The sequence below is a fragment of the Massilia sp. CFBP9012 genome, from assembly GCF_034045115.1.
Lineage (GTDB): Bacteria > Pseudomonadota > Gammaproteobacteria > Burkholderiales > Burkholderiaceae_D > Telluria.
The window spans coordinates 1-24,539 of the sequence record NZ_JAXCWM010000018.1 but is presented as its reverse complement, the minus strand read 5'-3'; the positions used below and the strand labels follow the sequence as shown (position 1 = coordinate 24,539).

Annotated in this window: 17 protein-coding genes; 11 read left to right on the top strand and 6 right to left on the bottom strand. The window is 65.5% G+C overall.

The genetic code is table 11. The features are described 5' to 3' along the window. Positions 1–9: 9 nt before the first annotated feature. The 4 genes from SOM61_RS23895 (at position 10) to SOM61_RS23880 (ending at position 2,767) form a co-directional block, all read left to right on the top strand. Positions 10–1,071, top strand: a complete 1,062-nt coding sequence (locus SOM61_RS23895) for an alpha/beta fold hydrolase (RefSeq protein WP_320476393.1) — start codon at positions 10–12, stop codon at positions 1,069–1,071. A gap of 11 nt (positions 1,072–1,082) precedes the next feature. After that, on the top strand, positions 1,083–1,502 hold the full coding sequence (locus SOM61_RS23890) for an organic hydroperoxide resistance protein (RefSeq protein ID WP_320476392.1): 420 nt from the start codon (positions 1,083–1,085) through the stop codon (positions 1,500–1,502). Between the two features lie 11 nt (positions 1,503–1,513). Continuing rightward, positions 1,514–1,966: a DUF6130 family protein gene (locus SOM61_RS23885; protein WP_320476391.1), complete on the top strand. Its 453-nt coding sequence runs from the start codon at positions 1,514–1,516 to the stop codon at positions 1,964–1,966. A 246-nt stretch (positions 1,967–2,212) separates the two neighbouring features. Next, positions 2,213–2,767: a porin family protein gene (locus SOM61_RS23880; protein WP_320476390.1), complete on the top strand. Its 555-nt coding sequence runs from the start codon at positions 2,213–2,215 to the stop codon at positions 2,765–2,767. A 427-nt stretch (positions 2,768–3,194) separates the two neighbouring features. Here the strand turns inward: SOM61_RS23880 and SOM61_RS23875 are convergent, their stop codons facing one another. Continuing rightward, positions 3,195–5,276, bottom strand: a complete 2,082-nt coding sequence (locus tag SOM61_RS23875; RefSeq protein ID WP_320476389.1) for a diguanylate cyclase — start codon at positions 5,274–5,276, stop codon at positions 3,195–3,197. A 330-nt stretch (positions 5,277–5,606) separates the two neighbouring features. Between SOM61_RS23875 and SOM61_RS23870 the strand changes: the two genes are divergently transcribed. Next, on the top strand, positions 5,607–6,368 hold the full coding sequence (locus SOM61_RS23870) for a DUF2243 domain-containing protein (RefSeq protein ID WP_320476388.1): 762 nt from the start codon (positions 5,607–5,609) through the stop codon (positions 6,366–6,368). Positions 6,369–6,404: 36 nt separating this feature from the next. On the opposite strand, the gene SOM61_RS23865 is transcribed toward SOM61_RS23870, so the two are convergent. The 3 genes from SOM61_RS23865 to SOM61_RS23855 form a co-directional block, all read right to left on the bottom strand. Further along, complete coding sequence (locus SOM61_RS23865; RefSeq protein ID WP_320476387.1) at positions 6,405–8,207, bottom strand: ABC transporter ATP-binding protein; 1,803 nt, start codon at positions 8,205–8,207, stop codon at positions 6,405–6,407. Beyond that, complete coding sequence (locus SOM61_RS23860) at positions 8,197–9,957, bottom strand: ABC transporter ATP-binding protein (RefSeq protein ID WP_320476386.1); 1,761 nt, start codon at positions 9,955–9,957, stop codon at positions 8,197–8,199. The genes SOM61_RS23865 and SOM61_RS23860 overlap by 11 nt, the downstream gene beginning before the upstream one ends. A 148-nt stretch (positions 9,958–10,105) precedes the next feature. Beyond that, the gene (locus SOM61_RS23855) at positions 10,106–10,858 is read right to left on the bottom strand and encodes a phasin family protein (RefSeq protein ID WP_320476385.1); all 753 of its coding nucleotides are present in this window, start codon (positions 10,856–10,858) and stop codon (positions 10,106–10,108) included. A gap of 184 nt (positions 10,859–11,042) precedes the next feature. Here SOM61_RS23855 and SOM61_RS23850 point away from each other — a divergent pair, with 184 nt between their 5' ends. The 4 genes from SOM61_RS23850 to SOM61_RS23835 all read left to right on the top strand — a co-directional run bounded on the left by SOM61_RS23850 (position 11,043) and on the right by SOM61_RS23835 (position 14,558). Then, on the top strand, positions 11,043–12,347 hold the full coding sequence (locus tag SOM61_RS23850; protein WP_320476384.1) for an amidohydrolase family protein: 1,305 nt from the start codon (positions 11,043–11,045) through the stop codon (positions 12,345–12,347). A gap of 64 nt (positions 12,348–12,411) precedes the next feature. Then, positions 12,412–12,939: a GNAT family N-acetyltransferase gene (locus SOM61_RS23845; protein WP_320476383.1), complete on the top strand. Its 528-nt coding sequence runs from the start codon at positions 12,412–12,414 to the stop codon at positions 12,937–12,939. Between the two features lie 6 nt (positions 12,940–12,945). Continuing rightward, positions 12,946–13,488, top strand: coding sequence for a GNAT family N-acetyltransferase (locus SOM61_RS23840; protein WP_320476382.1), 543 nt, complete (start codon positions 12,946–12,948; stop codon positions 13,486–13,488). A gap of 74 nt (positions 13,489–13,562) precedes the next feature. Continuing rightward, the gene (locus SOM61_RS23835; protein WP_320476381.1) at positions 13,563–14,558 is read left to right on the top strand and encodes a diacylglycerol/lipid kinase family protein; all 996 of its coding nucleotides are present in this window, start codon (positions 13,563–13,565) and stop codon (positions 14,556–14,558) included. Positions 14,559–14,732: 174 nt separating this feature from the next. On the opposite strand, the gene SOM61_RS23830 is transcribed toward SOM61_RS23835, so the two are convergent. Together SOM61_RS23830 and SOM61_RS23825 are read right to left on the bottom strand one after the other, a co-directional pair. Continuing rightward, positions 14,733–17,639: an alpha-L-rhamnosidase-related protein gene (locus SOM61_RS23830; RefSeq protein ID WP_320476380.1), complete on the bottom strand. Its 2,907-nt coding sequence runs from the start codon at positions 17,637–17,639 to the stop codon at positions 14,733–14,735. Continuing rightward, positions 17,636–19,489: a glycoside hydrolase family 13 protein gene (locus SOM61_RS23825; protein ID WP_320476379.1), complete on the bottom strand. Its 1,854-nt coding sequence runs from the start codon at positions 19,487–19,489 to the stop codon at positions 17,636–17,638. The genes SOM61_RS23830 and SOM61_RS23825 overlap by 4 nt, the downstream gene beginning before the upstream one ends. A gap of 442 nt (positions 19,490–19,931) precedes the next feature. Here SOM61_RS23825 and SOM61_RS23820 point away from each other — a divergent pair, with 442 nt between their 5' ends. Then, entirely contained in the window at positions 19,932–22,811 is a 2,880-nt protein-coding gene (locus SOM61_RS23820; protein ID WP_320476378.1) for a TonB-dependent receptor, read from the top strand. An 82-nt stretch (positions 22,812–22,893) separates the two neighbouring features. Beyond that, complete coding sequence (locus SOM61_RS23815; RefSeq protein ID WP_320476377.1) at positions 22,894–24,405, top strand: tryptophan halogenase family protein; 1,512 nt, start codon at positions 22,894–22,896, stop codon at positions 24,403–24,405. Positions 24,406–24,539: the final 134 nt, after the last annotated feature.

Below are 24,539 nucleotides of genomic sequence, written 5' to 3'. Positions count from 1 at the left end.
GAGAACACCATGAACGACACCACCAACCTGAAACGCAGGGGTTTCCTGAGCACCGCGGCGCTGGGCATCGTGGCTGCCCAGGCCAGCCTGATGGGCGCCGCACAGGCGGCGCCTGCCGGCGCCAGGGCAAGCTTCGCCGCCGCCGGCAGCGGGATTTCCCCGGCCAGCAACACCTTCACCGACATCCGCCAGATCCGCGCCGGCGTGCTCGACGTCGGGTACGTCGATGCCGGCCCGCGCACCGGCACGCCGATCGTCCTGTTCCACGGCTGGCCCTACGATATCCACGCCTTCATCGACGTGGTGCCGATCCTGACCGCGGCCGGCTACCGCGTGATCGTGCCGCACCTGCGCGGCTACGGCAGCACGCGCTTCCTGTCGCCGGACCTGCTCCGTAACGGCCAGCAGGCCAGCTTCACGGCCGACGCCGTGGCCTTCCTCGACGCACTCAAGGTCGAGCGCGCCATCGTCGCCGGTTTCGACTGGGGCGCCCGCATCGCGAACACCCTGGCCGCACTGTGGCCGCAGCGTTTCAATGCGCTGGTCTCGGTCAGCGGTTACCTGATCGGCAGCCAGGAAGGCAATATCAAGCCGCTGGCGCCGAAGGCCGAGCTGCAATGGTGGTACCAGTACTACTTCGCCACCCCGCGCGGCGAGCTCGGTTATCGCGAAAACACGCACGCCTTCGCGCGCCTGATCTGGGAGTTGGCGTCGCCCGAGTGGAAGTTCGACGACGCGACCTTCGCCCGCTCGGCCAGGTCGCTCGACAACCCTGACCACGTCGCCATCTCGATCAGCAACTACCGCTGGCGCCTGGGCCTGGCGCCGAGCGAGCCGCAGTACGAAGACATCGAGCGGCGCCTCGCGGCATTCCCCGACGTCGCGGTGCCGACCATCACGATGGAGGGCGAAGCCAACGGGGCGCCGCATCCGGACCCGAAGAACTACGCCAAAAAATTCTTGAAGAAGTACGAACACCGCCACCTCGCCAAGGGTGTCGGCCACAACCTGCCGCAGGAAGCGCCCCGGGACTTCGCCCAGGCCATCCTCGACGTCGCCAAATGGATTTGAGGAGATCGACCATGAACACCAATGCAAACGTGCTTTACACCGGCAAGACCCACACCACCTCGGGCGGTCGCGATGGCGCGGCCCGCAGCGCGGACGGCCGCCTGGACATCCAGCTGTCCTCGCCCGGTTCGACAGGCGCGGGCACCAATCCGGAGCAGCTGTTCGCGGCCGGCTGGTCGGCCTGCTTCATCGGCGCGATCGGGCTCGCGGCGGGCAAGCTGGGCGTGAAGCTGCCGGCCAGGCTGGCGGTCGATGCCGAAGTGGACCTGTGCAATGCCCGCGGCGCCTACTTCCTGCAGGCGCGCCTGAACGTGCACCTGCCCGGCCTGGACCAGGACATGGCGCGCACGCTGGTCGACAGCGCGCACCAGACCTGCCCGTATTCGAAGGCGACGCGCGGCAATATCGACGTCCAGATCAACCTCGTCTGAGAGAGAGCATCATGCGACTGCTTCCTACCCTGATCCTCGGCCTCGCAGCCACCCTGTCCCTGCCGGTCTTCGCCCAGGGCGATGTCGGCGGCGCCCGTCCGATCGCCGTGGTGGCGATCGAGAACGAGGCGGCGCCGAGGCTGATCGTCGACCAGCCGCTGCCAGGACCGCTGGCGAAAGGCCAGGTCTTCATCGGCTACCGCACCGAGAACATCCGCATCGTGCCGGTATATAACAAGGGCGCGCTCGACGTGTCGCCGCGCATCGGCCACCTGCACGTGACGGTGGACGGCACGCCATGGCATTGGGCCGACGCCAGCAACGAGCCGATCATCCTGGTGGGCCTGCCCCCCGGCCCGCACAAGGTGCTGATCGAACTGGCCGATCCCACGCACATGGTCATCGCCAGCAAGACGGTGGAATTCGTCGTGCCGGCGGTGGCGGGAGGCCAGCACGGGCATTGATCGCAAGGTCGCGACCAAGTTGTATCCAGAGGTAACGCCGTACATATATCGCATCGGGCCTGATCGTGCGGCGAATGGCGTGCATCGTGTCTGCTAGTCGCCCTCGGCGGCTGGCAGGCCGACGCCCGGGGATCCCGCGGTTACAAGCGCTTACGTATCAACGGTTCAGCTCGGCTTGCTATTGGTGCTACCTTTCCAATACGCAATTCAATGAGGAATTGCGAACCAGACCAGACAGAGGACATCATGAAAAAACTGTTCATTACGCTCGCAGCCGCCGTGGCCGCCATCGGTTCCGCACAAGCCCAGACCGTCGTTTCCGAGGGCGGCACGGGGCGCCCCTATATCGGCGCCGCCGTATCCGGCGCCAAGAACCAGACGACGGATGACTGGCAGGCCGGCGGCAAGATCTTCGGCGGCTACAACATCGACCAGAACTGGGCGGTGGAAGCAGGTCACTCTCGCTTTGGCAAGGAAGACTTCAGGGCGACCGCAGCGCCTCAATTCCCGGATGCCCAGGTAAAGAGCTCGCGCACCTATATCGCGGGAAAATACACGATGCCGGTGAGTGCCGAGCTGTCGGCCTACGCAAAGCTGGGCGCGTCGTATAACGAAACCAAGACCAGCTTCATGAACGCCAGCCGGACCAATCGCGACACCGGCGCCTACGCTGCGCTGGGCTTGCAGTATGCGCTGGCGCCGAACGTGGCGCTGGTTGGCGAATATGAGCGTTATGGCAAGAAGAAGGACGTAGGCGCCAAGGCTGACGTGGTATCGGTGGGCGTGCAGTACGGCTTCTGACGACTTACCAGCCGCTGATAGCGTTAAGTTAAGCTAGCTGAGCTAGCCGTCAAATACGTCGTTCCCGCGCAGGCGGGAACCTAATCCTGCAAGCGTTTCGACGACGTTTGCAGTACTTAGGTCGCCACCTGCGTGGGGACGACGTTTTTATGCTAACTCAAGAAGTTTACTGAACAGCTCATCTGCCAGCCGGCTCCTTCGCGGCCGGCTAAGCTTCACACGATCGACCCTGCACAAGGGGGCGCGATTCGTCCCTGCGGCAGGCGTTTCCTCATGACGACGGCCCGGCGTCCACGCTGCTCGTCAACAAGCTGGACGCCTGCGAAGCGTTGCCGCGCGATCTCGCCTATGTCGTCGAGCTACTTTCCGATGACGCCGCGCTCGACCTGAAGACACTCCAGGGCAAGCTGCTGTCGGTGGAACTGCTTCAACCATTCGCCGCCTTCAACGGCTCCCGCTCGCCCATCACGACCGACAAATCGACCTGCCCCGCGCGCCACGCATGCTCCAGGTTCTGCTCGATCGCATCGATGCTGGCCAGCCTGTCGTCGGCGAAGCCGCGCACGCCGTACGCCCGGTTGCGCCCGTGCGACTTGGCCAGGTACAGCGCCATGTCCACCAGGTTCACCACCCGCTCCCACGCCAGGTTCTGCTTGCCCACCGACAGCGGGAAGGGCGCATAGCCGATCGAGACGTTCACGGAGAGGGCCGTGCCGCCATGGTCGACGACGGTCGCGCCGATGCCGGCCAGGATGCGCCCGGCCACCTCGTCCAGCCCCGATGTGCCGGCCGGCGCCGTCGGCAGGTAGGCCAGGAATTCCTCGCCGCCCCAGCGCACGATCATGTCGGTCTCGCGCAGGATCTCGCACAGGCGCGCCGCGATCGTGGTCAGCACCGCGTCGCCGGCCGCATGGCCATAGGTGTCGTTGATGTTCTTGAAGTGGTCGACGTCGAGCAGGAACAAGGCGCCGCCGCCTGTCTGCTCATCTGACTGCTCATTTGCCTCGACTCCCGTCGCCGGCAGTGCGCGCATGTACTCCAAAAAGTGGCGCCGGTTGTACAGCCCCGTCAGCGGATCGCGCACGCTCTGCTGCTTGAGTTCGCGGTTCTTTTCGTGCAGCTGGGCGTTAGCATGGCGCACCTTGCGGTACAACAGGCCGACCACGGTCGCCGTCAGCGCGAACACCGCGACCAGCAGCCACCACACGCGCTGTTGCAGGCGGCGGTTGTCGATCTCGGTCGACTTGATCAGGTTTTCGCTGCGCAGCAGCTCGATCTGGCGCTGCTTCTTGTCGCCCTCGTACTTTTCCTGCAGGTCGAGCATCGCCTGCTGGCGACGCCGTTCGAACAGCTCGTTCGAGATCTTGCGTTCGCGGTGATAGGCCTGCAGCGCGCCGGGCAGGTCGCCGGCGCGTTCCAGCGCGAGGCCGTATTCGACCAGGGCGTTCTGCAGTTCCGGCTTGTCGCCGATCCCCTCGTAGCCGGCCATGCCCAGCTCGATCTGGCGCTTGCCTTCGGCCAGGCGGCCGGTGCCCAGATAGGCCTGGCCCAGGTTCAGGTGCGCGGTCGCATCGAGTTTGCGGTCGTTCAGCGGACGCGCCGCCGCCACCGCCTGTTCAGCGTAGCCCGCCGCTTGCTTGTAGGCGCCGGTCTTGAGATAGAAGTCCGACAGATTGATCAGCGACACCGCGACGCGCTTGGTGGCGCCGATCGAGCGTTCCAGCGCCAGTCCTTCCTGCAGCGCGCGCAGCGCACGTTCGCGCTGGCCGGTATCGATCGCCAGCCCATACTCGGCGTTCCTGATGGTCGCCATGCGGCCTGGCGAATCCGCCTTGCGGGCGGCGGCGAACGCCTCGTCCAGCAGGCCGAAACCTTTTTCGGGCTCGCGCATCTGGGCGTACAGGCGCACCAGCGAATTGAGCGCCATGACCACGTGCACCGGCTCGCCCTTCGTACGCGCCAGCGCGGCCGCCGCCTGCAGGCGCTCGAGGGCGCTCGGCAGATTGCCTTCCTCGGCATGCGATTCGCCCGACGAGATCGCGGCGCGTACGCGCAGGTCGATGTCGTCGGTGGTGTTGGCCAGCTTTTCCGCTTCCCAGACCAGGCGGTGCGCTTCACTCGGACGATGTTGGGCAAAGGCCGAATACCCTTGCATCAGGAGGCCCTTGGCCAGCGCGCCGGCATGATCATATTCACGGCCCAGGGCGATCAGCTCGTTGGCGAGCGTGAAGGACTGCCCATGGTGGCCGAGGCCATGGCGCGCCATGGCAAGCTGGTTCAGGAATTCGATGCGCTGCGCCAGCGGCGCGTTGCGGACTTCCGCCTCGAGCGCTTTCAGCTTCGGCAGAGCGCGCTCAGGGACGAAGCGATTGAGTTCGCGGATCTCTGCAATGCGCTGGTCCAGCGGCAGGACGCCGCTGGCGAACGCCATGGGCGCCGCCACGCACAATGCCAGGGCCAGCGCGTGGAAGCGGGAGCGCGCGAATGCGCAATGCAGGACAGCGAACATGCCGTTTCTCGTCGCGCCGGGGCGGTCCGGCGGAAGTTGTTTGGGCCATTATATGGCTGTTGCAAAGTAGAAATTTCACTTTCTCTTTAATTGTCACAAAAATGACACAGCCGATTTGGGGGCGTCCCCGCGGCGATAGGCGATTGCCCCGGGAAGCCTGTCAATCCAGGCAAAATTGCTGGAATCGCGTGTCTAGTGCGACAACAAAATGTCGCCCGTTGGAAGTAACCGATAGCAAAAATCACGCACCAAATTGTGGCGACAACGGTGCGATCCCGATTTGCGCCGGCTTCTATACTGGGGGCCACGATTGGCGACGAGGAGAACGCGATGTGGAAGTCACCCTGCGCCAGGTGGGGCGCGATGCTGGGCTTCGCGCTGGGCGGTTTTTTCGACGGCATCCTGCTGCACCAGATCCTGCAGTGGCACCACCTTCTGAGCCTGGTGCCCGGCATCGACGACCTGCGCCTGCAGGTGCTGTGGGATGGTTACTTCCACCTGCTGATGTACGTGATCGCCCTGGCCGGCCTGGTTGGGCTGTGGCGCGCGCAGCGGCGCGGCGCAGTCGATTGGGGCCGGCCGCTGGCGGGCGCGATGCTGGTGGGGTTCGGCGTCTGGCACTCGGTCGATGCGCTGCTCTCGCATTGGCTGCTGGGCATCCACCGCATTCGCATCGACAGCCCGAACCCGCTGGCCTGGGATGTGCTGTGGCTGGCCGCGTTCGGAATCATACCGGTGGTGCTCGGCTGGCGCTGGCTGCGCCGCCAGGGCGGCAGCGGCGGTGGGATGCACAATGCGACCGTGGCGATGGCCCTGCTGGCCGCCGGCACGGCCGGCGCCGGCGCCTGGGCGCTGACGCCGCCTCCGGGACAAGACCTGGCCACCGTCGTATTCCACCCCGGCGCCGGCCCGCGCGAGGTGTTCGCGGCGCTCGACGCGGTCGACGGCCGCCTCGTATGGAGCGACCGCGCCATGGGCGTGGTTGTGATGGCGCTGCCAAAAGCACGCCGCTGGGACCTGTACCGGCACGGGGCGCTGCTGGTGAGCGGCAGCGGCGCGCCGGCCGGTTGCTTCAACTGGAGCCGGATATGAACCTGGAGCATAGGGTGGACGGCCGAGCCGTCCACCCTACACCGCGATCTGCTGCAACAGATACAACCGCTGATACAAGCCGCCCTCGATCCGCATGAGTTCCTCGTGCGGCCCGGCTTCCGTGATCTTGCCGTGGTTGAGCACGATGATGCGGTCGGCTTCGCGGATGGTCGACAGGCGGTGCGCGATGGCGATGATGGTCACCTTGCCGCGCAACTCTTCCAGGGCTTCCTGCACGATCTGCTCGGTGGCGCTGTCGATGCGCGAGGTCGCCTCGTCCAGCAGCAGGATGCGCGGCTCGCCCGCCAGCGCGCGCGCGATCGCGATCAGCTGCTTCTGGCCGGACGACAAACGCGAGCCGCCTTCGCCCAGCTGGGTCTCGTAGCCGTCTTCCAGCGCGGTGATGAAGTCGTGGGCGTGGGCCGCGCGCGCCGCCGCCTGCAGGCGCTCGAGCGGCAGGCCGCGGCCCATGTCGATGTTTTCGCGCGCGGTGGCGGCCAGGATGAACGGGTCTTGCGGCACCAGGCCGACTTCGTTGCGGAAGCGCTCGTTGCCGATGCCGGCCAGCGGCAGGCCGCCGATCTCGATGCTTCCCTTGTCGGCCACGTAGTAGCGCAGCAGCAGCGACAGCAGGGTCGACTTGCCGCTGCCGGTGTGCCCAACGATGCCGAAGAAGGCGCCTTGCGGCACGTCGAGCGACAGGTCGTGCAGCACCGGCTGGCCGGCCACGTAGGCGAATTCCACGTTGCGTACCCGCACCGCCGGCGCAGTCGCCGAGAAGACGCTGTCGTCGTGGGCGCGCTTGGGATCGTGTTCCGGCGCGCCTGCTTCATCGAGCAGCGTGTTCACGCGCGCCGCCGCCACCACCGCCTGTTGCAGACCGCTGAACTGCATCGTGATCTGGATGAGGGGTTCCACCACGCGCGCGATATAGCTGACGAAGGCGTACAACACGCCCACCTCGACCGCGCCGACCTCGCGCTGGCCGAAGGCGAAGATCACCAGCGCCAGCAGGGCGACGTTGAGCAGGTCGAGCGCGGGCCGCAGCAGGAAGGCGTTGGCGCGCAGCTCGGCCACGCGCGCCGTGTAGTGGTTGCGGTTGGTGCCCAGGAAGCGCTCGCCGAAACGCACTTCGGCATTGCTGGCTTGCAGCACGCTCATGCCGCCGATCGACTCGGCCATCTGGGCATTGATGTCGCTGCGCAGCGCGCGGGCGCGCGTCACCGCCGGCGCCGACAGGCGCTGGTACAGCCAGACGATGCCCACCACCGCCGGCACCAGCGTCAGCACGATCAGCATCAGGCGCCAGTCGAGCCAGGCCATCGCGATCATGGTGCCGATCAGGACGATCGAGTTGTCGAGCATGACGTACAGGACCTGGATGTACAGGGTCTTGACCGCCTCGGTGTCGTTGGTCACGCGGCTGACCAGCTGGCCGGTGATGGCGCGGTCGAAGAACGCCATCGGCAGCCGCAGCACGTGGCCGTAGACCCATTCGCGCAGGCGCTGCACCGAGCGCATCGCCAGGCCCGACAGGCGGATCAGCTGCAGGTAGCGCACCCAGCTCGAGATCCAGCCGGTGACGACCAGGCCGCCCAGCAGCAGCGTCATCTGCGTCCAGTCGAGGTTGCGCGGCAGCAGGTGGTCGTCGATCAGGGCCTTGCCCAGCAGCGGGCCCATGACTTCGAAGGCCGCGGCCAGGATCAGCCACAGGGTGGCGACGGCCAGGTGGCGTTTTTCGGGCGCGGCGGCGCGGCGCAGCAGGCGCGTGGCGAGCTTCGCCTGGTTGCGCAGTTCGCCGCGTTCCACGGACTTCTCAAGGCTTGCGTCAGATGGCATCGAGGCTGGCCTCCAGTTGTTGGTAGCGCCACTGGCTGGCATACCAGCCATCCAGCGCGAGCAGTTGATCGTGGGTGCCCGCTTCGACAACGCGGCCGGCCTTGAGCACGACGATGTGGTCGGCCGCGACCACGCTTGATAACCGGTGGCTGGCGATGATGGCGGCGCGTCCCGGCTGCACCCGGCGCAGCTCGGCCAGGTGTTCGAGGATGCGGGTCTCGGTGCCGGTGTCGACCGCCGACAGGGCGTCGTCCAGCAGCAGCAGGCGGCTGTCGGCCAGCAGCGAGCGCGCGATCGCGACCCGCTGGCGCTGGCCGCCCGACAGCGTGATGCCTTTTTCGCCGACCGGCGTGTCGTAGCCGTGCGGGAAGCGCAGGATGTCGTCGTGGATGTCGGCCATCTGGGCCGCCGCGATCACCTCGGCGCGCGAGGCGCCGGGACGGGCCAGCGCGATGTTCTCGGCGATCGTGGCCGAGAACAAAAAGGATTCTTGCGGCACCCAGCTGGTCGCGCTGCGCAAGGCCGACAGGCGATAGGCGTCCAGCGCCTGGCCGGCCCATTCGGCGCGGCCGGCCTGCGGCGTGGCCTGGCGCAGCAGCACCCGCAGCAGGGTCGACTTGCCGGAACCGGTCGGGCCGACCAGGCCCAGGGTGTGGCCCGGCTCGAGCCGCAGCGATACGCCATCGAGCGCCGGTTGCTGCAGATTGCCCTGGCCGCCATAGGCGAAGGTAACCTTGTCCAGCACCAGCGGACCCTGGCCGACCTGTCCGACCGTGCCGGTGTCCTCGACCGAGAGCGGGGCGTCGAGCAGCGGTTGCAGGCGCGCCAGGCCGGCGCGGCCGCGTTCGATCAGGGTCAGCACCCAGCCGGCCGCGAACATCGGCCAGATCAGCTGGCCCAGGTACATCGTGAAGCTGGTCAGGGCGCCCACCGTGAGCTCGTTCTGCCACACCAGGTAGCCGCCCAGGCCGAGCGTGAGGCCGGTGGCGGCGGTGAGCGTGAGGCCCACCGCCGGCTCGTAGGCGGCTTCCCATTTCTGCGCCGTCAGGCTGGCTTGCGCGGCGTTGCCGGCCAGCTCGCCGAACTGGTTCGCGCTGCGACCTTCCAGGCCCAGGGCGCGCAGGGTGCGCACGCCGGACAGCGACTCCTGCACGTGGTCGTTGAGGGCCGAGAAGCGCTTGAGCGCATCGCCTTCGGCGGTGTGGATATGGGTCGAGATGTACCAGAACGCGAGGCCCATCAGCGGGAACGGCAGCAGCGCGACCAGGGCCAGGCGCCAGTCGACGCCCAGCATCATGATCCCCAGCACCATCACCAGGGTCAGCGTGCCGTCGAAGGCGGCCAGCAAGGCTTCGCCGGCCGCCATCTCGATGGCGTCGATGTCGTTGGTGGCCAGCGCCATCAGGTCGCCGGTGCGCTGGCGCTGGTAGAAGGCCGGGCCTTGCGCCGCCAGGCGCGCGTACAGGCGGGTGCGCAGCTCGACGCCCAGGTTGTAGGCGGCCGAATACAGCCGGATGCGCCAGCAGACCCGCAGCACGTAGATCGCCGCGCCCAGCGCGACCAGTTCGGCGATCCCGAGCAGCAGGTCGTGCTGGCCGAGGCGGTTGGCGGCGAGGGCGTCGACCATGGCGCCGACCTTGCGCGGGATGAGGACGGTGCAGATCGCGACGCCGACCAGCATGGCGGCCGACGAGGCATAGGATTGCCAATGCCGGCGCACGAAGCCACCGATCAGCCTGGACAAACTCATTCGAAATCCTTGGAAATGCGCCCGAAAAAAAAGCGGGCCAGAGCCCGCTAGTGTAGTCGTTTTGCCTATCCGGCGCATTTCGCCGTGCATTTCGCCGCGCATTTTGCGGCGCTTTTTGCGGCATTATTCGCGCATCCTGTCGTGCAGCCTATTTACGGCGCTTCGACGACGTGCCGATGCGGGTGACGGTGGCCGAATCCTTGTCCTCGACCGGGGCCGCAAGCGGTTGCGGCACCGCGGCCGCTTTCGAGGCGCCCTTGCCGGCGGCCTTGGCGATCGGCTTCTGCTCGGACACGGGAACAGGCTCTTCGAGGACAGTCGACTGCACCTCTGCCGCCGTCGCGATCGGCTCGGCTTGCGCGACCACGAACGGCTCTGGCGCGGCTGCCGGTTCGGGTATCTGCTCGGCAGCCTGCTTGATCTGCTCAGTGGCTTTTTCTGGAACTTTTCCCGTGACCTCCCCGGTGACTTTCTCGGCAGTCTGGATAGCCTCCTTCGGCGCTTCCTGCACGGCCTCGGAAATCAGCGCTTTCTGAACGACCGGCGCGACGACGGCCGGGGATGCGGCCTGGGGCGCGATCGTGCGTAAGCCGTATGGCTGGGCATTGGCGGTGATGTTGGCCAGTTCGCGGCTGTAGTTGAGCAGGCTGCGTACCTGTTCTTCGGCGTGCGTGCGCAGCACCAGCAGGTCTTGCGGCTGGGTCGCCCCGATCAGCTGGCGCAAGGTGTGCGACGAGCGCTCGACCGAATCGCGCGAGGCCGACAGGTTGAGCGACACGAGACGGCTGGCGTTGTCCAGCGCCTGCGTGGCGAAAGTATTGAAGAAGCGGAACTGCGCATCCAGCTGGGCGCTCAGTTGCCTGGTAGATGCTGCGGACAATTGCTCGGGAAGTGAAGTCATTGGATTTCCTATCGGTCAGTATGGCGCGCTGCAATATCGACCAGTGTACCCACGATTTGCGGGTGTTGCAACGCACAAAGGTGGCTTATTTATTAAGGGTAATATTGCATCGCAGCATTGTTTGATTTAGCTCAAGGACCGTGTTCCTGAATTGCTACAATGACCAATCAAGGATGGAGTTGATATGGACCTCGTGATTCGCAATGCGACGCTGCCCGACGGCCGGCAAGACATCGATATCGGCATCGCCGACGGCCGCATCGCCGCCCTCGAGCCACGGTTGGCTGCCCGGGGAGCGCGCGAAATCGATGCCGCTGGCGACCTGGTCAGTCCACCCTTCGTCGACGCCCATTTCCATATGGATGCGGTGCTGAGCTATGGCTTGCCGCGCGTGAATCGCAGCGGCACCTTGCTCGAAGGCATTGCGCTGTGGGGCGAGCTGAAACCGACGCTGACCCAGGACGCCCTGGTCGAGCGCGCGCTGCGCTATTGCGACTGGGCAGTGGCGCGCGGCCTGCTGGCGATCCGCAGCCATGTCGACATCTGCGACGACCGCCTGCTGGCGGTGGAAGCCCTGCTCGACGTCAAGCGCCGGGTGGCGCCATACCTCGACCTGCAACTGGTGGCTTTTCCCCAGGATGGCCTGCTGCGCAGCCCGACCGCCTTCGACAACCTGAAACGCGCGATCGGCATGGGCGTGGACGTGGTCGGCGGCATCCCCCATTTCGAGCGCACCATGGCGCAAGGCGCCGAGTCGGTGCGCCTGCTGTGCGAGTTCGCGGCCGAACGCGGCTTGCGCGTGGACATGCACTGCGACGAGAGCGACGACCCGCTGTCGCGCCATATCGAGACGCTGGCGTATGAGACCCAGCGCCTCGGCCTGCAGGGCAGGGTGGTCGGCTCGCACCTGACCTCGATGCACTCGATGGACAATTATTATGTGAGCAAGCTGCTGCCGCTGATCGCGGAAAGCGGCGTGGCGGCGATCGCCAACCCGCTGATCAACATCACCCTGCAGGGCCGCCACGATACCTATCCCAAGCGGCGCGGCATGACCCGCGTGCCCGAGCTGATGGCGGCCGGCGTCGACGTCGCCTTCGGCCACGACTGCGTGCTCGATCCCTGGTACGGCATGGGATCGGGCGACATGCTCGAAGTGGCGCACATGGGCCTGCACGTGGCGCAGATGACGGGGCTGGAGGCGATAGAGGCCTGCTTCGACGCGGTCACCGCGACGCCGGCGCGCATCCTAGGTCTAGAGGGCTATGGCCTGGCGCCGGGCTGCCACGCCGACCTGGTGATCCTGGCTGCCGGATCAAAGGTCGAGGCGATCCGCCTGCGCGCGGCGCGCCGGCTCGTGCTGCGGCGCGGCCGGGTGGTGGCCGAGTCCCCGGCCGCCGCCAGCCGCCTGTACCTCGACGGGCGGCCCGATGGCGTCGACTTCCGGATGCCCCACGGCAACAATCCCGTAAATCCGGGCGCTCCGTGATTATTTGTGAGTTTTCAGGCAAAATAACTGACCGCCGGGTTCTGGCATTTGCATACTGACTGTTGTGAGAGATATTGAAATCCGTCCCGCCGTCGAAGCCGACTTCGAGGCGATCTGGACCATTTTTTGCGCCCACGTGGTGGCCGGTGAAAGCTATGTCTTCACCAACGCCACCTCGCGCGAGGCCGGCCATCATTACTGGCTGGGCCAGGGCGTGAACAGCTTCGTCGCCGTGAGTGCGGCGGGGCGGGTGCTGGGCATGTACAAGCTGGTGCCGAACCAGGTCGGACGCGGCCACCACGTGGCCAACGCCTCGTATATGGTCAGCCCGTCGGCGCAAGGCGCGGGCATCGGCCGCCAGATGGGTGAACACAGCCTGAACGAGGCGCGCAGCCTGGGCTTCTTGGCGATGCAGTTCAACCACGTGGTCAGCACCAATGCCGCCGCCATCGGGCTGTGGAAGAAACTGGGCTTTTCCATCGTCGGCACCCTGCCCAAGGCTTTCCGCCACAAGCGGCTGGGCTATGTCGACGCCTATGTGATGTACCAGCTGCTGCAGGATCCCGACCACTGGCCCACCACCGACGAGTAGTAGAACTTGGCCAAGCGCGATATGATCCCGGCCATGACCGAGATCCTCACCACCGACCGCCTGCGCCTGCGCCTCGTCACCGAGGACGATGCCCCGTTCTACCTGGCGCTGGCCAACGACCCCGCCTTCATCGAGCATATCGGCGACCGCAAGCTGCGCACCGTCGACGCCGCGCGCCGCGGCCTGCTCGAAGGACCGATCGCGATGCAGGAGAAATATGGCCATTCGCTGTACCTGGTCGAGCGGCTGGCTGACGGCGCGCCGATCGGCCTGTCCGGCCTGGTCAAGCGCGACACTCTGCAACACGTCGACATCGGCTATGCCTTCCTGCCCGAATACCGCGGATGCGGCTACGCTTTCGAGGCGGGGCAGGCGGTGGTGCGTCTTGCGGCGCGGCTGGGCATCCGGCGCCTGGCGGCGATCGTCGCGCCCGCCAATGCGGCCTCGATCGCGCTCCTGCAGCGCCTGGGCCTGCGCCTGGAGCGCCGTGCCAGCCTGGCCCCCGGCCAGCCGGAGGTAGAGGTCTACCTGGCCGATCTGGATGGTTGAGTAGCGCACCTTGTGCGGGTATTGACGGTGGTACGATGGCGCATCTCCAACGCCTGCTTACCGAAACGACACCGATGCCATCCAACGAGTTGCTGCCAGACGCCCATTTCTACATTGTCTTGAATGCCGGTTCCGGGCATTCCGAGACCGAAGAGCGTATCTCGACGATCCGCGAGGTCATGGACAAGTCGGGCCGGGTCTGCCATCTGGAAGTGGTCGAAGATCCAGAGAGATTGGAAGACATCGCGCGCGAAATGGCCGCCAAGGCCCTTGCTGACGGCGGCGTGCTGGTAGCGGCCGGCGGCGACGGCACCATCAACACGGTGGCGCACCAGGCGGTGCTGGCCGGCTGCCTGTTCGGCGTGCTGCCGCAGGGAACCTTCAATTATTTTGGACGCACCCACGGCATTCCGGAAGACCTGGCCGAGGCGGTCTATGCGATGCTGCGCGCCGAGGTGAGGCCGGTGCAGATTGGCATGCTCAACAACAAGATCTTCTTGGTCAATGCCAGCGTGGGCTTGTATCCGGCGCTGCTCGAGGAGCGCGAGCACGACAAGCGCGAGTATGGCCGCAGCCGCGTCGTGGCCTTCCTGTCGGCGATCAAGATGGCGCTGCGGCCCCACCGCCACCTGCGGATCACGCTCGAACTCGACGGCAAGGAAAAGCGTTTACGCACCACGACTTTGTTCGTCGGTAATAATCGGCTGCAGATGGAGCAGGTCGGGATGGAAGGCCTGACCGAGGCGGTGGAAGAAGGGCAGCTGGTGGCGCTGGCGCCCAAACCGATGGGCAAGCTCGGGCTGCTGGGCCTCTTGATCCGCGGCGCTTTCGGCAAGCTCGGCGCGGGCGACGACGTCGTCGCCTTCGCGTTCAAGAGCATGACGGTGCGCACGCCGTCTTTTTATGGCCGCAAGCGCCTGAAAGTGGCGGCCGACGGCGAGGTGAGCAAGATGGCGACGCCGTTCGAATTCAGGGTGCTCGAGGGGCGGCTCAAGCTGCTGGTGTTGGAGCAGGGGCGCGGTGAGCCGCGGCCGGTGGAGAGTGCGGGCGGCACGTTCGAGACGGCCTGAAACCAGCGCATCCACGCGGTCTCAAAGTCCATCGTTGCCGCCAGAACGTCGTCCCCGCGAAGGCGGGGACCCAAGTTTTCAGCAGACCACTGTCGGTCGACGAAGTGGCCCGCTCGCGAACTTGGGTTCCCGCCTTCGCGGGAACGACGTGGTAGCTGACTATCTGGCCAGGCTTTACTTCACCCGCAACAACCGCACCCCATAAATATCGAACCGGTTCGACGTCTCCGCGCCGCCGGCGCCGGTGAAGCTGCGGTTACTGTCGAGATAACTCATATTGTAGAAGTCCGTCATCTCGAGACGGTAGTTGCCCGCCTCGTTGCCAGCCTCGATGCGCGCCGCCAGCGGCGTCGAATACACGCTTGGCGTGTCCTTCTGCAGCAGCGGCGCATGCGGCAGTTGGATCACGCCCTGGGCCACGACCTTGCCACTGCCATCCTTCAGTGCCAGCCATTTCACGCCGCCGCTGATGCCCAGGTTCACCTGGTTGGCGCCGTTGTGATAACGCACCTGGATGCGGTAATCGCCCGGCCGCTCGATGCGGATGCCTTCGACGGCGAAGCGGTCATCCGGCTTGCCCCAATTCTTGAGGTGAGCCTGGGTGAAGCGCGCATCGGGCGCCGTCGCCTTCAGGTTCGAGGCGACGCGTGCATCGGTCACGGGAATCTCGATGCCCGCGTCGACGCAGCGTGGCTGGCTGTGGTGGCTAACGTTGCCGCTGTCGGTGAACAAGGCCTCGACTGCGTAGCAGGACGTGGCGCCGGCCTTGCGATCGACCCAGGCCCCGGCCGGCAGCTTGTCGGCCATCAGCTTGCCGTCGCGGTAGACGCGGTAGCGCACGTTGGCGGCATTGCCGTTGGCGCCGATCTGCAGCGTGACCGGGCCAGAGGCTGCGCGCGCCAGGCTGTCGATGGTCGGCTCGCGCGGACCGAAGACGGCGCTCGCTTCTTCATAGGGATTGGCATTGACGCGGCGGATGTCCTGCTGGCCGGCCACCAGCTTGCCGAGCACGATCTCGATGCGGTTGCTGTCCGCCAGATCAGTCAGGCGGATGGTGCTGGCAACTTGCTTGCCATTCAGGACGATGCGCTCGACGGCGTAATAGCCCTCTTTCTCGCTCGCGGCAGGTAGTTGCAGGCGCACGTCGATGCGCTTGCCTTGCAGGCGCAGGTCGTGCAGCGAGATTTCGTTCGTTGCGCCGAAGGTCTCGCGGCGCAACTTGGCGGTGACGAAAGGCTTGAACGCGATGCCGTCGTCCAGCGTCTCCACGCCGAACACATTCCCGATCACCATGCCGAGATAGCCGCCGACCGACCACAACTGGCGGCGCGAGTTGATCACCGGACCGCTCAGGCCCGGCTTGTTCTCGTCGAGCAGCAGCGGCTGGCCGGACAGCCACTCGAGGTTTTCCATATTCGACAGGTTCACCGCCGCGCCGCGCATCAGCCCAGCATAGGCCACGTCGGCCACCGCCGCGTTCTTGCCCTGGGCAGCGGCGCGCAGGCCATAGGCGGTCACGAACGGCCAGCTCGAGCGGTTGTGATACACCGGTGCGCCAATCTGCTGCGGCCAGATCATCGGGGCGCCCAGCGGGCCATGCGGATAGCGCGCCAGGATCGAGCGCGCCTGGCTCTCGTCGGCCACGCCGCTGACGATGGCCAGCGCCTGGCCCAGCCAGTCAAACTTGTGCAGCGGCGCGTCGTCCAGGTGGCCAGCGGTGAGGCTGCTGTACATACCTGCGTCTTTCAACCACAGGCGGTCGTTGATCGCCCGCTTCAGTTCTGCTGCCCAGCGCGCGTAGCGCTGCGCCTTGTCCGACTCGTTATGCTCGCGCGCCAGTTTCGCGGCCAGGTTCAGCGCCTGGTAATACACGACGTTGGTCGACAGCGCCTTGGAACTGGCCATCGAGGCCAGGTCGCCCGGAATCCAGGCGGCATAGGTCTGGTCGCGCCAGTCGAGGAAGGATTCCTCGCCCGTGTACAGGCCGGACACCGGATCGAAGGCGGCCACGCGATCGATCTCGATCGTGTTCGACAGCGCCTTCAAGGCGCGCGCGGCGAACGGTGTACGTTCAGAGGCGGGCAGGGTGCGCAGCGTTTCCTCGGCCGCCAGGGCCCAGGTCAGCCGGTCGGTGCTGACCGGCCAGCTGCCGCCGCTGCCGGTGTCCTGCACGATCTGCAGGCCGTCCAGCGTGCCCGGGATCTGCGGCGCGGCCGTGATGTCAGGGCGCCAGCCCGAGAGCTTGAAATCCAGTGAGTTGCGCACCCGCTGCGGATCGAGCAGGGCCAGGCCCAGGTCGGCCGCATACGACAGGTCGCGGGTCCAGACATACGCCCATTTCTCGCCGGTGGCGAAGCAAGCGCAGTCGATCGCATTGCCGCCGTTGTAGTTGCCGTCATTGATCTGGCTGACCGAATTCTGGCGCATCTCGCGGCCGGCCATGGCGAACAGGGCGTCGAACGCCAGGTTGCCGCTGCGTACGCGCGGCAGGCCGTCTTCTTCGGCATACTCGACGTGCTGCGGGCCGGGATCGCGCAGCAGCATGGTGCTCGACTGGACGTAGCGGCGCAGCGGCGCGTTCGCATCCGGCGTCGAGTAGCGCACGGTTTCCACCTTGCCGTCCCAGGTCGGCCATTGCTGGGATGCCTGGGCCGCGTGGCCGGCATGCGGATCGGGGCCGGCGCCACGCTGGGTGTCGGCGATGCGCGTCACCTTGAGCGCGGGTTGTGCAGGATTGCGCGCATCGACCGTGAAGCGGTAGGTGCCCGGCTGGCGCACGAACAGGAAGGTCTCGGGACCGGACTGCCGCTCCAGGCGGTAGTCGGTATCGGGCCTGACGCTGGTGCTCTTATCGGGATCGATCACCCACTCGGCGCTCCAGTCGCCCGTGCCCAGCTTGAAGGCGTGGTTGCCGGGCATGACCTCGACGTCGGCCTGGTAGATGCCATCGCCCTTGGCCGCCAGCGGACTGGCGGTGCCCCAGCCATTGAAGGCGCCGCGCACGTACAGGCCGTCGATGTTCTGGGCGAGAACAGACCCGCAAGAGAGCAGGGCGGCGAGGGCGATGGCATGGCGCTTCATCGTGGCGCGTCCAGCTCGAGGAGGACCGCGGCGCGTGCGGGAAGCGTCAACTTCTCGCGCAAGTCATAGGTCTTGCCGGTCAGCGCGTCGGTGCCGCTGGCCACGCCGGAGAGCATTTCACGGAAGCGATCGACGTCCAGCGACATCTCCTTGGCGTTGTTGTTGAAGGCGACCAGCACCTTCTTCTCATCGTTGTAGCGGAAGTAAACCCAGGTATTGTCCTGCGGGCCGTAATGCATCATCTTGCCGCTGTGGATGACCGGCTGGCCCTTGCGCCAGTTGGCCAGCTTGCGCACGAAATCCTGTGCAGTGCGCTGCTTCGTGCTCAGGCCGGCGCCCGCAAACGCATCGACCTTGTCGCCCGCCCAGCCGCCCGGGAACGGGGTGCGGTAGGTGGCGTCGTTGCGCTCGCCGACGGCGCTGGTCATCAGGATCTCGTCGCCCGTGTAGAACTGCGGAATGCGCGGCGCCGTCATCATGAAGATCATGGCGATGCGGTACTTGTCGAAGTCTTCGCCCACTTCGCTGTAGATGCGCGACATGTCGTGGTTGTCGGCGAACAGCACCAGGTTGCCCGGCTCCGGATACAGGTAATCCAGCGACAGCGTCTCGTAGACGTCGGTGAAGACGTTGCCGCCTTTTTTATCGGCCAGCGCGCGGCGCATCGCCTCGGCCACCGGGAAGTCCATCAGGCTTGGCGTGTATGCCTGGTAGCCGTCGAAGTTCTGCTTGCCGCGCTGCCAGTAGGCCACCACCGGCACCTTGGTTGACCACTCTTCGCCGACCAGGTTCAGGTTCGGGTATTCCGTCATCAGGCGCTTGGTGTACTCGCCCAGGAAGGCCTTGTCCGAATAGCCGAAGGTGTCGATCCGCAGCCCAGACAAACCCGCGTACTCGATCCACCAGATATTGTTCTGGATGAGGTAGTTCGACACCAGCTGATTGGACTGGTTCATGTCGGGCATGCTCTTGACGAACCAGCCGCGCGTGAAGTTGTCGGCATCTTCCTTCGAACCGTATGGGTCCTGCACCGCCGTGTGGTAGTGGTGGGTCGGCACGAACTTGTCGCTGTAGTTGATCCAGTCCGGCGTCGGCAAGTCCTTCATCCACCAGTGGTGGCTGCCGATGTGCGACAGCACCACATCCTGGATGATGCCGATGCCGTGCTTTTTCGCTTCTTGCGACAGGCGCTTGAAATCCTCGTTGCTGCCGTAGCGCGGGTCGATCTTGTACAGGTCGGTCGCTGCATAGCCGTGGTAGGAGTAGCCCGGCATATTGTTTTCGATCAGCGGCGTCGGCCACAGCTGGGTGAAGCCCAGGCCGGCGACGTAGTCGAGGCGGTCGATGATGCCCTTGATGTCGCCGCCGTGACGGCCCAGGCCGCCGTTGCGGTCGAGTTTATCGGGCATGCCTTCGACGCTGTCGTTGGACGCATCGCCGTTGGCGAAGCGGTCCGGCATGATCTGGTAGATCGCATCCTTGCTGCTGAAACCCTGGCGCTCGGCGGAGCCGGCTTCGCGCTCCAGCAGGCGATAGGTGTAGTTGGCCGTGCGGTTGGCGCCCTTGAAGGCGATGTCGAAGCTGCCGGGCTTGACCTTCGGGTCGAGCGCCAGGTCGATGAACAGGTAGTTGCGGTTCGGGGTGCGGGTCACCGAGGCGATGCGCACGCCCGGATACGCCAGCGACGGGTCCAGGTCGGCGATCTTGTCGCCATACACCATCAGCTGCACCTGCTCGTGCTGCATGCCGGCCCACCAGAAGGGCGGCTCCATGCGGGCGATATCGGGGGTCTGGGCGTGGACGGCAAGCGAAGCGCCGCCCAGCACGATGCTGGCGAGGAGTTGTCTCATGATTATTGAGCGCCGTTCCCATCGTCAACTGTCCAGGTAGTAAGACTACAAACCCATGCAGAATGAGTGCGGATCGGGCGCTAAGTGTTGTTGTGTTAGCGAAAGAGTACTATAGAAAATGGTCGCTAACAATCAATACACCCCGTGCCGTCTCTAGTGGAACTACACGGGCATCCTCTCTTCGAATCTTAAGATTTCCTTTAGAAACAGTGTGAAACCTTCTTCCGCGCAGCCGAACATGGCTATTTCTGTAGCCCAGCTACAACGAGCGCGATACTGTTTTTTTCGAAACCTGCCATTATTGTCGATACACACAGTTTTTCGACTGCAACATCTAGTTTTAGTACAGACGTTCGGTCGGGGCTGATAAAAATTGTCGAGGCAATGACCCCGGCAGCGGCAACGCCGCGCCGCGGGGAACCGCCTTTCACCGAGGAGACACATGAAAGCTACCGCCACCAGGCGCGCCGGCAAGTCGGCGCGTACCGCATTCCCGTTGAACCCGTTCGCCGCGGGCTGTGCCGTCCTGCTGTCGGCGCTGGCTGGCCAGGCCTTCGCGCAGGCGTCCGGCAGCGCAGAGCAGACCGCCGTCGCACCGAACACGCCGACCGCGGCGGCTACCAGCGAAGTCATCGCCACCCCGACGCCAGCCCCTAGCGTCTCGACCGTCACCGTGACCGGCATCCGCCAGGGCATCGAGGCGGCGATCTCGGTCAAGCGCAATTCCAATTCCATCGTCGAAGCGATTTCGGCCGAAGACATCGGCAAGCTGCCGGACTCCTCGGTAGCCGAATCGATCGCGCGCCTGCCGGGCGTGACCGCCCAGCGTAGCCGCGGTTCGGGACGCGCGTCCGAAATCTCGGTGCGCGGCCTGTCGCCGAGCTTCAACGGCACCCTGCTCAACGGCCGCGAAATGGCCTCGACCGGTAACGCCCGCAATCCTGAATTCGACCTGTTCCCGTCCGAGCTGATGGGCGGCGTGGTGATCTACAAGACCCCGGACGCGAGCGTGATCGGCCAGGGCCTGGCAGCGACCATCGACCTCAAGACCGTGCAGCCGCTCGACTTCGGCAAGCGCGTCATCGCCGTCAACTACAAGAAGAGCCGCCTGGGCGTGCGCACTGCCGAAGAAGGCGATGGCGACCGCTTCTCGCTGTCGTACATCGACCAGTTCGCCAATCGCACGATCGGCGTGGCGGTCGGCCTGACCTCGTACGACGAAACCGGCGGCGAGCAGCGCAAATTCGACGCCTGGGGCGGCCAGACCTCGGTCCTGCCTTACCAGGGCCGCGACGTGATCCTGCCGATGGGCTTTACCGCCGACACCGAAACCGGCTACCACAACCGCGACGGCGCCTTCGCCTCGCTGCAATGGCGCCCGAACCGCAACTTCCGTTCGACGGTCGACCTGTTCTATTCGGCCGGCGAAACCGGCTACAAGCGCAGCGGCCTGGAAGGCGCCGTCGGCGCCAACACCTCGGGCCTGTACGATCCGGCCGGCGTGCTGGAGAACGTGACGGTGCAGAACGGCATCGCCACCAGCGGCACCCTGACCAACTACAAGGCCGTTGTCCGCAACCACATCGAATCGGCGGACGACGACCTGAAAACCGTCGGCTGGAAGAACGAGCTGAAACTGGGCGAGTGGAGCACCAGCGCCGACATCACCTGGTCCAAGGCGACCAAGCTGAGCTCGCGTTATGAAACCAGCGCCGGCCTGCCGGGCAATGCGGCCAACCTGGACACGATTTCGTGGACCGGCTTCAACGGCGGCAACTTCACCGATGTCGCCTGGCGCACCGGCCTGAACTACGCCGACCCCAACGTCGCCCGCCTGACCGACGTCAACGGCTGGTCTGGCACGGCGGACAATCCGCTGGCCCAGGCCGGTTACCTGGCCCAGCCGTACATCGAAGACACGCTCAAGTCGATTCGCCTGAACGCCAAGCGCAACGTCGAATGGGGCCCGATGTCGGCGCTCCAGTTCGGCTACAACTTCACCGACCGCGAAAAAGCCCGTACCGGCGACGAAGGCCGCCTGATGATCATCGGCGGCGACCGCTTCGGCGCGGTGCCGATGCCGGGCAGCACCCCGAACACGGCCGGCACCAGCGGCATCCCGATCTCCACCTGGAATCCACTGGGCTCGCTCGGCTCGGTGTACGAACTGGCGCCGAAGGTCAATGCCGACATCCTCACCAAGATGTGGGACGTCAAGGAAACCGTGCAGACCGCCTACGTCATGGGCGACCTGAACGGCGAACTGTTCGGCCTGGAATACCGCGGTAACGTCGGCACCCAGTTCGTGCACACCAAGCAGATGGGCGGCGGCTACAACAGCGGCAACTGCACCGGCGAGACCGCCGACACCTGCCCGGTGGTGCGCACGACCGGCGAACACGACTACTGGGACGTGCTGCCGAGCCTGAACCTGTCGTTCGACCTCAAGAACGACCAGGTGCTGCGCATGGGCGTGGCGCAAGTGCTGTCGCGTCCGACCCTGGACGACCTGCGCGGCGGCATCGGCTTCGGCGTCAACACCGGCGTGACCAATCCGTTCATCAGCGGCGGCGGCGGCAACCCGATGCTCGAGCCGTTCAAGGCCAAGTCGTTCGACCTGTCGTACGAAAAATACTTCGGCAAGAAGGGCTATATCAGCGCGGCCGGCTTCTACAAGAAGCTCGACACCTTCATCCTGCGTACGCCATCGGAATACGACTTCGCGCCGTGGGTCACCGAGACCACGCCGCTGCCGACCTCCGGCTCGTTCGCCGGTTCGACCATCGGTGTGCTGAACCGTCCTGAAAACGGCGACGGCGGCACCATCCGCGGTTACGAGCTGGCGATCAACGTGCCGCTCGAGATGGTGCATCCATGGCTGGACGGCTTCGGCATCCTGGCCAACCACTCGAACACGACGTCGAAGATCGACCTGCCGGCCTTGGGCTTCGGCAATGTGCAGACGGCGGCGACCACCATCCCGCTGCCGGGCCTGTCGCGCAAGGTCAGCAACCTGCGCCTGTACTACGAGAAGAACGGCTTCCAGATCGCCGCCGCGGCGCGCAAGCGTTCGGACTTCCTGGGCCAGTCGCCCGACTTCTCGGACACGCTGCAGTACACCTTCGTGAAGGGCGAGACCATCGTCGACTTCCAGATCTCGTACGAGATCCAGAAGGGCTTCGCCAAAGGCATGTCGGTGTTCGCCCAGGCGAACAACTGGAACAACGCACCGTACCAGGAGTACACCGACAACAGCGATTCGATCACCCGTCGCGTGGAGTACGGCCGCACCTACCAGTTCGGCGCCAACTACAAGTTCTGATAGCAAGGCACACTACAATGCAACCCTCGCGGCCCCCGGCCCCGGGGGTTGTTTTTCGTTGCAAGAGACTAGGGCAGAAAATATGGAAAACCAGGCAATCAAGGACATCCTCATCGTCGGCGGCGGCACCGCCGGCTGGATGACGGCGGCGGCGCTGAGCAGCATGCTGAACGGCCGCTACAATATCCGGCTGGTCGAGTCGGACGAGATCGGCATCGTCGGCGTGGGCGAGGCAACCATCCCGATGATCCAGCGCTTCAACCGCGTGGTCGGGATCGACGAGGCAGAGTTCATGCGCGAGACGATGGGCACCTTCAAGCTGGGCGTCGAGTTCGTCAACTGGGGCAAGCTGGGCGAGCGCTATATGCACGGCTTCGGGCGCATGGGGCAAGACCTGGCCACCGTGCCGTTCGAGCAGTACTGGCACAAGATGCGCGCGCTGGGCAAGGCCGCCCCGCTCGAGGAATACTCGATCACGCGCATGGCGGCCAAGGCCGGCAAGTTCATGCCGGCGCGCCTTGATGTGCCGAACTCGCCGCTGGGCGACATCGCCTACGCCTATCACTTCGACGCCAGCCTGTACGCGAAGTACCTGAGAAAACTGTGCGAGGCGCGCGGCGTGACCCGCATCGAGGGCAAGATTGCCCGCGCCATCCAGCGCGAGCCGGACGGTTTCATCGAAGCGGTCGAGCTGGAAGGCGGCCAGCGCATCGAGGGCGAACTGTTCGTCGACTGTTCGGGCTTCCGCGGCCTGTTGATCGAGCAGACCCTGGAGACCGGCTACGAAGACTGGAATCACTGGCTGCCGGCCGACCGCGCATTGGCCGTGCCCTGCGAATCGGTGCCGGCGATGACGCCGTTTACACGCGCCACTGCGCATAAATCGGGTTGGCAGTGGCGCATCCCGCTGCAGCACCGCACCGGCAACGGCCATGTGTATTGCAGCCGCTTCATCAGCGACGACGAGGCAACCGCGACCCTGCTGTCGAACCTCGACGGCCGCGCGCTGGCCGAACCGCGCATGATCAAGTTCCGCACCGGCATGCGCAAGCAGGCCTGGAACCGCAATGTGGTGGCGATCGGCCTGGCGGGCGGCTTCCTGGAACCGATCGAGTCGACCAGCATCCACCTGATCCAGTCGGCGATCGCGCGCCTGGTCGAATTCTTCCCTGACCGCCGCTTCAGCGAGACCGACCGCATCGAGTTCAACCGCCAGTCGCGCTTCGAATACGAGCGCGTGCGCGACTTCATCATCCTGCACTACCACCTGAACCAGCGCACCGATTCGGCCTACTGGACCGAGTGCGCCAATATGGCGATTCCGGAAACGCTGCGCCAGAAAATGGACCTGTACCGTTCGCGCGGCAAGATCGTGCGCGTCGATAATGAGCTGTTTTCGGAAGTCGGCTGGTTGCAGGTATTCGAAGGGCAGAACATGCCGATCGACGGCTACCACCCGCTGGCCGATACCCAGTCCGAGGCGGATATCGCCGACTACATGGGCAGCGTGCGCGACGTGATCCGCAAATGCGTGGACGTGATGCCGTCGCATGACGAATACATCGCCAAGCATTGCGCGGCTAAAAAATCCTAGCGCGCTCGTCAACTCTGCCGCACGGCCGCCTTCGGGCGGCCTTTTTTTGGCGCTGTACCCATTAGCTGTTGATGGCCCCGAATGCGATGCGAAGCAATTGCTCGACGGATGTAACCCTCCCGCCATCGAGCGCC

Coding starts and splice junctions, on each gene's coding strand:
- SOM61_RS23850 (WP_320476384.1), top strand. CDS start 11,043: ATGGACCTCGTGATTCGCAATGCGACGCTGCCCGACGGCCGGCAAGAC.
- SOM61_RS23855 (WP_320476385.1), bottom strand. CDS start 10,858: ATGACTTCACTTCCCGAGCAATTGTCCGCAGCATCTACCAGGCAACTG.
- SOM61_RS23875 (WP_320476389.1), bottom strand. CDS start 5,276: ATGTTCGCTGTCCTGCATTGCGCATTCGCGCGCTCCCGCTTCCACGCG.
- SOM61_RS23860 (WP_320476386.1), bottom strand. CDS start 9,957: ATGAGTTTGTCCAGGCTGATCGGTGGCTTCGTGCGCCGGCATTGGCAA.
- SOM61_RS23815 (WP_320476377.1), top strand. CDS start 22,894: ATGGAAAACCAGGCAATCAAGGACATCCTCATCGTCGGCGGCGGCACC.
- SOM61_RS23885 (WP_320476391.1), top strand. CDS start 1,514: ATGCGACTGCTTCCTACCCTGATCCTCGGCCTCGCAGCCACCCTGTCC.
- SOM61_RS23820 (WP_320476378.1), top strand. CDS start 19,932: ATGAAAGCTACCGCCACCAGGCGCGCCGGCAAGTCGGCGCGTACCGCA.
- SOM61_RS23825 (WP_320476379.1), bottom strand. CDS start 19,489: ATGAGACAACTCCTCGCCAGCATCGTGCTGGGCGGCGCTTCGCTTGCC.
- SOM61_RS23835 (WP_320476381.1), top strand. CDS start 13,563: ATGCCATCCAACGAGTTGCTGCCAGACGCCCATTTCTACATTGTCTTG.
- SOM61_RS23870 (WP_320476388.1), top strand. CDS start 5,607: ATGTGGAAGTCACCCTGCGCCAGGTGGGGCGCGATGCTGGGCTTCGCG.
- SOM61_RS23830 (WP_320476380.1), bottom strand. CDS start 17,639: ATGAAGCGCCATGCCATCGCCCTCGCCGCCCTGCTCTCTTGCGGGTCT.
- SOM61_RS23890 (WP_320476392.1), top strand. CDS start 1,083: ATGAACACCAATGCAAACGTGCTTTACACCGGCAAGACCCACACCACC.
- SOM61_RS23880 (WP_320476390.1), top strand. CDS start 2,213: ATGAAAAAACTGTTCATTACGCTCGCAGCCGCCGTGGCCGCCATCGGT.
- SOM61_RS23895 (WP_320476393.1), top strand. CDS start 10: ATGAACGACACCACCAACCTGAAACGCAGGGGTTTCCTGAGCACCGCG.
- SOM61_RS23865 (WP_320476387.1), bottom strand. CDS start 8,207: ATGCCATCTGACGCAAGCCTTGAGAAGTCCGTGGAACGCGGCGAACTG.